Here is an 8,122-nt window from a genome sequence, read left to right as displayed (position 1 = left end):
AGGGGCCACCGTCCGGACCCGCCGGAAGCGCTGTCACAAAAGCGTCACCTGATTGTCATGTTCGGGCAACGGCCCCTCCCTAACGGCCTCAACGGAAGGGGGCCAGGCAAAGGCATGATCCGCGTCGCGCGATTCTGCCATGTCCGCTGCCGCCGCCTTCATGGCCGGACGTGCGGCTGATGTTCTTGCCCAGAGAGGGGTCGACGTGTTGATCAGGAAGCTCGCCTTTGCCTGCCTTCCGGCGCTTTTGCTGGCCGGATGCAAGGACCCGGCGTCGACCAGCGAGGGCAGCAGCCGCAGCGAGATTCGCATCGTCGGCTCGTCCACCGTCTTCCCCTTTGCCAAGAAGGTGGCGGAGGAATTCGTCAATTTCGATCCCGAGCGCCGCTCCCCCATCCTTGAATCGACCGGTACCGGCGGCGGGGTGGAGCTGTTCTGCGCGGGCGTCGGCGCGAAAACGCCCGACATCGTCAACGCGTCGCGCCGGATGAAGAAGAGCGAGTTCGAGCGCTGCCAGGCCAATGGCGTCGACGGGGTGATCGAGATCGTGATCGGTTTCGACGGCATCGCGCTCGCCCAGTCGACCAAGGGACCCAAGCTGTCGCTCACGGTCGAGGAATTCTACACCGCGCTCGCCGCCCAGCCGTTCGGCAAGGGCCCCAATACCGCGATGCGCTGGCCGGATATCAATCCGGCGCTGCCCGATACGCGAATCAACATCTTCGGCCCGCCCGCCACCTCGGGCACGCGCGATGCGCTCGAAGAGATCATCATGGAAAAGGGCTGCAAGACCGATCCGGCGATCAAGGCTTTGTCAGATAGCGACAAGGAAAAGTTCGAGGACATCTGCCACTCGATCCGCACCGACCAGGCCTATACCGATACGGGCGAGAACGATAACCTGATCGTCCAGAAGCTTTCGACCAACCCCGATGCGGTCGGTATCTTCAGCTACAGCTATCTGGCCGACAATGCCGACACCGTGCGCGGCGTGCCGATCGGCGGCGTCGAGCCGAGCTATGCGACGATCGAGAACGGCACCTATCCCGGCGCGCGCACGCTCTACATCTATGTGAAGAAGAAGCATGTCGACGTGATCCCGGGCCTGCGCGAATTCGTCGCCGAATTCCTTCGCGGGGGGGAGCATGAGGGCTATCTCACCCGGATCGGCCTGATCGCCGCGCCCGACAAGACCCGCACCGAGATGCTCGGTCGCATCAAGTCGCTCACCGCGCTCGACGGCGCGGACCTGAAATAAGCAGTGCCATGACCATCACCGCCACCTTCTTCCTGATCGCGGGCCTCGGCCTGATCGCCTGGGTCTTCGCCCGCGCGCGTGCCGGACGCTTCATCCAGTCGGGCGTCGCCAGCGTCCATTCGCTGCCCAGCTATCACGGCTGGTATGCCGCGATGTGGGCGGTCGTCCCCGCCATCCTGTTCCTGCTGGTGTGGAGCACCATCGCGCCGGCGCTCGGCAGTTACCAAGTGCTCGAAAGCCCGCTAGCCGCAGGGCTTCCCACCGATGCCTTCGAACGCGCAGCGATCCTGTCCGAAGCGCGCGCGCTGTCGCACAATCCCGACCTCAAGGTGTTCAACGACGCCGCAGTCAGGCTTGCCCCGCTCTATGAAGCCGCGGACAGCAAATATGCGATGATCGGCGCGCTCGCCGCCTTCCTGCTGTGCTTTGCCGGCGGCGCCTTTGCCTTTACCCGCATCCGCCCGGATTTCCGCGCGCGCACCCAGGTCGAGCGGACGGTGATGTTCGGCCTGCTGCTCGCCTCGCTGATCGCGATCCTGGCGACGCTCGGCATCGTCGCCTCGCTGATCTTCGAGACGATCCGCTTCTTCGGCATGGTCTCGCCGTTCGAATTCCTGTTCGGGCTCGACTGGAACCCGTCGGACAAGGTCGTCGATGGCCAGGCCACCGGCTTCGGTGCTGTGCCGCTTTTCTGGGGCACGGTGTTCATCGGTGCGATCATCGCGATGCTGGTCGCGATCCCGCTCGGCCTGATGAGCGCGGTCTATCTGACCCAATATGCCAGCGCCAATGTGCGCAAGTGGATGAAGCCGATCCTCGAGATTCTCGCGGGCGTGCCGACCGTGGTCTATGGCTATTTCGCCGCGCTGACCGTGGCGCCTGCGCTGCGCAGCTTTGCCGTGTCGATCGGCATCACCGACGCAAGCTCCGAATCGGCGCTCGCGGCGGGCCTGGTGATGGGCGTGATGATCATCCCGTTCGTCTCGTCGATGGCCGATGACAGCATCGCCGCCGTGCCCGGCAGCATGCGCGACGGCTCGCTCGCCATGGGCGCGACCAAGAGCGAGACGATCAAGCAGGTGCTCATCCCCGCAGCGCTTCCCGGCGTGGTCGGCGGCGTGCTGCTCGCGGTCAGCCGCGCGATCGGCGAGACGATGATCGTGGTGATGGCCGCAGGCCTGGCCGCGAACCTCACCGCCAATCCTTTCGCCAGCGTGACCACGGTGACCACCCAGATCGTCCAGTTGCTTACCGGCGATACCGATTTCGACAGCCCGATGACGCTCGCCGCGTTCGCGCTGGGCCTGACGCTGTTCGTCGTCACGCTGCTGCTCAACATCGTCGCGCTGCAGATCGTCAAGAGGTACCGGGAAGCGTATGACTGAGGCCCTGACCATGACCGCAACGCCCCCGACTGCAAGCCCCTCGTCGCGCAAGACCGACTGGATGGGCGATGCCATGCAGCGCCGCATCGCGCGCCGCTATGCCGCCGAGCGCCGGTTCAAGTTCCTGGGCCTGGCTGCGGTGGCCGTGTCGTCGCTGTTTCTCGCCTTCCTGCTCGTTGTCATGGTCGGCAACGGGGCCAAGGGCTTCGTCACCACCGAGGCGACACTGACGATCGACCTGCCCGCGGCCACCGGCAGCATCTCGCCCGATCAGCTGACCGGGCCGCAGCTTTCCGCCACCATGGCCTCGATCGACGTTCGCCGCATCTTCGATCAGGCCGTGCAGGCGCAATATGGCGAGGATGGCGCGCGCTATTTCGCCAGCACCGCCTGGACCGCCTTGCGCGACCAGCTGGTCGAAAATCCCAATCTGGTGATGGGCGAGACCAGCTTCTGGCTGCCGACCTCGAGCGATATCGACCGCGCCGCCAAGGACCGTTCGACGCCCGAGGCCGAGCGCGATTATGCCGCGCTCACCAAGGCAGGCGAAGTGCGGCAGAGCTTCAACATGCAGTTCCTTACCGGCTCGGACGGCACCGACCCTGCGCGCGTCGGCATCTGGGGCGCGCTCAAGGGCTCGCTGATCACGATGGTCGTGACCCTGTTCCTCGCCTTCCCCGTCGGCGTGCTGGCGGCGGTCTATCTCGAGGAATATGCGCCCAAGAACCGCTTCACCGACCTGATCGAGGTGTCGATCAACAACCTTGCCGCCGTCCCCTCGATCATCTTCGGCCTGCTCGGGCTCGCGGTGTTCCTGCAATTCCTGTCGATGCCGCGCTCGGCGGCCCTGGTCGGGGGCCTGACGCTCGCGCTGATGACCATGCCGGTGATCGTCATCGCCGCGCGCAACGCGATCAAGGCGGTGCCCCCCTCGATCCGCGAGGCGGCGATGGGCGTCGGCGCGAGCCCGATCCAGGTCGTGTTCCACCATGTGCTGCCGCTTGCCATTCCGGGCATCATGACCGGCACCATCATCGGCATGGCGCGCGCGCTGGGCGAGACCGCGCCGCTGCTGATGATCGGCATGCGCGCCTTCACCACCACCCCGCCCGATGGCCTGACCGATCCCGCCACCGTGCTGCCGGTGCAGATCTTCCTCTGGTCGGACGAGGTCAATCGCGGATTTGTCGAAAAGACCTCCGCCGCGATCATCGTCCTGCTCGTCTTCCTGCTCACCATGAACGCGATTGCCGTGTACCTGCGCAACCGCTTCGAAACCCGCTGGTAACCCGATCCATGCTCGACAATCTGGCCTCTGCCACCACCAAACCCAAAATGTCCGCGCGCGACGTGCGGGTCTTTTATGGCCCCAAGGAAGCGATCAAGGGCGTGTCGATCGATATCGACATGGACAATGTCGTCGCGTTCATCGGCCCCTCGGGCTGCGGCAAGTCGACCTTCCTGCGTACGTTGAACCGCATGAACGACACCATCCCGATCGCGCGGGTGGAGGGCGATATCACGCTCGACGGCGAGAATATCTATTCGAGCAGCATGGACGTGGTGCAGCTGCGCGCACGCGTCGGCATGGTGTTCCAGAAGCCCAACCCCTTCCCCAAGTCGATCTACGACAATGTGGCGTACGGCCCGCGCATCCATGGCCTCGCCCCCAACAAGGCCGAGCTCGACCAGATCGTCGAGAATTCGCTGGTGCGCGCCGGCCTGTGGAACGAGGTCAAGGACCGGTTGCAGGACAGCGGCACCGCGCTTTCGGGCGGCCAGCAGCAGCGGCTGTGCATCGCGCGTGCGATCGCGGTCGATCCCGAGGTGATCCTGATGGACGAGCCCTGCTCGGCGCTCGACCCGATCGCCACCGCCAAGATCGAGGAACTGATCCATGAGCTTCGCGGCCGCTATGCCATCGTCATCGTCACGCACAACATGCAGCAGGCCGCGCGCGTCTCGCAGAAGACCGCGTTCTTCCACCTGGGAACCATGGTGGAATATGGCGACACGTCGGATATCTTCACCAACCCGCGCGAGGAACGGACGCGCGACTATATTACTGGCCGTTACGGCTGACCGACACCACATGCTTAAGCGAAACGGCTTGGCAGCACGGGGATACGGGGGTCCCGCCAAGCCTGGCATCGCAACGAACGGAATGTCTTGATGAACCATAGCCTGAACGAACACACCCTGAAGGCCTTTGACGGCGACCTCATCACCCTGCGCGGGCTGATCGCGGAGATCGGCGGGCGCGCCGAAAAGGCGGTCGAGGGCGCGATGGCCGCGCTCGCCAACAACGACCATGATCTGGCGCGCCAGGTGGTCGAGGGCGACAAGCGCATCGACGCGCTGGAAGAGCAGATCGACCGCATGGTGATCCAGACGATCGCACTGCGCGCGCCGATGGCGGACGACCTGCGCGAACTCGTCGCGGCGCTCAAAATCTCGGGCGTGGTCGAGCGCATCGGCGATTATGCCAAGAACATCGCCAAGCGTGTGCTGCTGATCGATGCCGACCAGCAGATCGATGCCGCGCGGCTGCTGCCCGCCATGGCTGACGCGACCCGCCAGCTGGTCGACGATGCGTTCACCGCGTTTGCCAAGCGCGATGCCGACCTTGCCGTCGCCGTCTGCGCGCAGGACAAGACCGTCGACGATTTCTACAACAGCATCTTCCGCGCGCTCATCGCGCACATGATCGAATATCCCGAACATGTCGGCGCGGGCACGCACCTGCTGTTCATCGCCAAGAATCTCGAACGGATCGGCGACCACGCCACCAATGTGGCCGAAATGGTTTACTTCGCGGTCATGGGCCAGTCGATGAACGAGCGCGAGCGCGGCGACGACGCGCTGGCGCCCGGCAGCGACTGACCGGACCTTTTGAAACGAAAGCACGATACCGATGACGACTCCGCATCTGCTGCTGGTTGAAGACGACATGGCCTTGGCCGAATTGGTGTCCTGGCATTTCGACAAACAGGGCTTCCGCGTCAGCCAGACCGCCGATGGCGAGGAGGCGATGCTGATCGCGCGCGAGGAACGGCCCGATATCGTGCTGCTCGACTGGATGATCGAGAATCTGTCGGGCATCGAGGTCTGCCGCCGCCTGCGCCGCGACAACGACACCTCGAACATCCCGATCATCATGATGTCGGCGCGCGGCGAAGAAGAAGACCGGGTGCGCGGGCTGGACATCGGCGCCGACGATTATGTCACCAAGCCCTTCTCCCCCCGCGAGCTGATCGCGCGGGTCAACGCGGTGCTCCGCCGCGTGCGCCCCGCGCTCGCCGGCGAGGCGCTCAGCTTCGCCGATATCGAGATGGACACGGTGGGCTACAAGGTGAAGCGCGCCGGGCAGACCATTCCGCTCGGTCCCACCGAATTCCGCCTGCTGCGCCACTTCCTCGAGCATCCCGGCTGGGTGTTCTCGCGCGAGCGGCTGCTCGACAGCGTCTGGGGGCATGACAGCGATATCGAGATTCGCACCGTCGACGTGCATATCCGGCGCCTTCGCAAGGCGCTCAACGCCAATGGCCAGCCCGATATCATCCGCACCGTGCGTTCTGCCGGCTATGCGCTGGACAGCGAACTGGCCTGATCGCCGTAGCGTCAGCTTTGCTTGACGGACGCGTAAAGTTGGATGCCCATGGCTTGGCGCTTGCCAAGCGCTTCAACATGGCTAAAACCCGCGCCATTCCGCGCGGCAATGCCGCGCATTCAAGAGAGGGATGCTTGCCATGACCATCAGTTTCAAGGACCGCGTTGCCATCGTCACCGGTGCAGGCGGCGGCCTCGGCCGCGCCTATGCGCTCGAACTTGCCGCGCGCGGCGCGAAGGTTGTCGTCAACGATCTGGGCGGTGCGCGCGACGGCACCGGCACCTCCGACGCGGCCGAAAAGGTCGTCGAGGAGATCAAGGCTGCGGGCGGCGAAGCCATGGCCAATGGCGGATCGGTCACCGAATACGAGCAGATGGTCGAGATGGTCGCCAAGGCCAAGGAAGCCTGGGGCGGCGTGCACGTCCTGATCAACAATGCCGGCATCCTGCGCGACAAGAGCTTCGCCAAGATGGAGCCCGCCGATTTCGACCTCGTGGTAAAGGTCCACCTCGTCGGTTCGGGCTATTGCACCAAGGCGGTGTGGGAAACGATGCGCGAGCAGAATTACGGCCGCATCCTGATGACCGCCTCGTCGACCGGCCTGTACGGCAATTTCGGCCAGGCCAATTATGGCGCGGCCAAGCTGGGCCTCGCCGGCCTCACCAAGACGCTGTATCTCGAAGGCGCGAAGAACAACATCAAGGTCAACACGCTGGCTCCCGTCGCCGGAACGCGCATGACCGAAGATATCTTCCCGCCCGAAGCCTTTGCCCAGTTCAAGCCCGAGAACGTGGTTCCCGCCGCGCTCTACCTGGTCTCTGAAGAGGCACCGACCAACATGATCATCGGCGCGGGCGCAGGCGCGTTCCACGCGGCCTATGTCACCATGACCCAGGGCGCGGCGCTCCCCGAAGGCGAGCGTACCCCCGAAGGCGTCGCACGCATCTTCGACAAGATCATCGACCGCACCGGCGAAACCGTGCCGCAGTCGGGCAGCGAACAGGCGATGACGATCATGCGTCTGCTGCAGGGCTAATCGGCTGGCATCGGATCGACGTCATCTCGTCACCCCCGCGAAAGCGGGGGTCCCGCTTCTCGGATGCCGATACGAAAAAGCGGGATTCCCGCGTTCGCGGGAATGACGATTGAAATGCTCGAGAGTAACGAGAAAAGGGCGCGGCGAGCGATCGTCGCGCCCTTTTTCGTCCGGGCTATTCGCTCCAATCCCCCCGCGCGATACCCAGCGCGTGGAGCAAAGCCGTCCAGTCGCCGTGCGCGATATGCGCGTCGGCGGCGGCGACCGCGGCGGGCTTGGCGTGATAGGCGACGCCCGTGCCTGCGGCCTTGAGCATCGGGATGTCGTTCGCGCCGTCGCCCAGCGCGATCACCTGCGCCACCTCGAGCCCCTGGCCCACCGCTTGCTCCATCAGGATCGCCGCCTTGCGCGCGGCATCGACGATCCCGCCTTCGAGCGCGCCGGTCATGTGGCCGTGCTCGATTACCAGCCGGTTGGCGAACACCGCGTTGAAGCCCAGCTCCGCGCCGATCACGTCGGCAAAGGAATGAAAGCCGCCCGAGACGAGCACGCAATCCACGCCGCGCGAGCGCAGCGTGCGCACCAGAGTGCGCGCGCCCGGCATCGGCTGGATGCGGTGGCCCAGGCACTCGCCGATGACATGCTCGCTCAGCCCCTCGAGCAGCGCGACGCGCTCGCGCAACGCCGCCTCGAAATCGAGCTCGCCCTGCATCGCGCGCTCGGTAATTTCGGCGACCTGCGGCTTGACCCCGGCATAATCGGCGAGCTCGTCGATGCATTCATTGGCGATCATCGTGCTGTCCATGTCGGACACGAGCAGGCGCACGCCGCGC

8 protein-coding genes are annotated in these 8,122 nt (G+C 65.0%); 7 read left to right on the top strand and 1 reads right to left on the bottom strand.

Going from position 1 to position 8,122, the window contains the following annotated elements; all coding sequences use genetic code 11:
* Positions 1 to 205 precede the first annotated feature (205 nt).
* The 7 genes from AX735_RS03410 (at position 206) to AX735_RS03440 (ending at position 7,289) form a co-directional block, all read left to right on the top strand.
* The gene (locus tag AX735_RS03410) at positions 206 to 1,258 is read left to right on the top strand and encodes a substrate-binding domain-containing protein (RefSeq protein ID WP_060977301.1); all 1,053 of its coding nucleotides are present in this window, start codon (positions 206 to 208) and stop codon (positions 1,256 to 1,258) included.
* A gap of 8 nt (positions 1,259 to 1,266) precedes the next feature.
* Positions 1,267 to 2,643, top strand: coding sequence for a phosphate ABC transporter permease subunit PstC (pstC, locus tag AX735_RS03415; RefSeq protein WP_060977223.1), 1,377 nt, complete (start codon positions 1,267 to 1,269; stop codon positions 2,641 to 2,643).
* Positions 2,636 to 3,931, top strand: coding sequence for a phosphate ABC transporter permease PstA (gene pstA, locus AX735_RS03420; RefSeq protein ID WP_066275601.1), 1,296 nt, complete (start codon positions 2,636 to 2,638; stop codon positions 3,929 to 3,931). The genes pstC and pstA overlap by 8 nt, the downstream gene beginning before the upstream one ends.
* Positions 3,932 to 3,939: 8 nt before the next feature.
* Positions 3,940 to 4,725 carry a phosphate ABC transporter ATP-binding protein PstB gene (gene pstB, locus AX735_RS03425; RefSeq protein ID WP_023838590.1) on the top strand — a complete coding sequence of 262 codons (786 nt, stop codon included), beginning with the start codon at positions 3,940 to 3,942 and terminating at the stop codon, positions 4,723 to 4,725.
* 90 nt (positions 4,726 to 4,815) lie between these two features.
* Positions 4,816 to 5,526 (top strand): phosphate signaling complex protein PhoU, encoded by a 711-nt coding sequence (gene phoU / locus AX735_RS03430; RefSeq protein WP_231750002.1) that lies wholly within the window; start codon positions 4,816 to 4,818, stop codon positions 5,524 to 5,526.
* 31 nt (positions 5,527 to 5,557) lie between these two features.
* A complete protein-coding gene (gene phoB / locus AX735_RS03435) occupies positions 5,558 to 6,253 on the top strand; it encodes a phosphate regulon transcriptional regulator PhoB (RefSeq protein WP_023838588.1) in 696 nt (231 codons plus the stop codon).
* 139 nt (positions 6,254 to 6,392) lie between these two features.
* A complete protein-coding gene (locus AX735_RS03440) occupies positions 6,393 to 7,289 on the top strand; it encodes an SDR family oxidoreductase (protein ID WP_060977303.1) in 897 nt (298 codons plus the stop codon).
* 175 nt (positions 7,290 to 7,464) lie between these two features.
* On the opposite strand, the gene serB is transcribed toward AX735_RS03440, so the two are convergent.
* Positions 7,465 to 8,122, bottom strand: a 658-nt coding sequence (gene serB, locus AX735_RS03445; RefSeq protein ID WP_066275606.1) for a phosphoserine phosphatase SerB, incomplete at its 5' end; no start/stop codon positions are given.

It is taken from the genome of Blastomonas sp. CCH1-A6 (assembly GCF_001556365.1).
Lineage (GTDB): Bacteria > Pseudomonadota > Alphaproteobacteria > Sphingomonadales > Sphingomonadaceae > Blastomonas > Blastomonas ursincola.
Note: the sequence above shows the minus strand (reverse complement) of the source record. Positions and strands in the feature narration are given on the sequence as shown.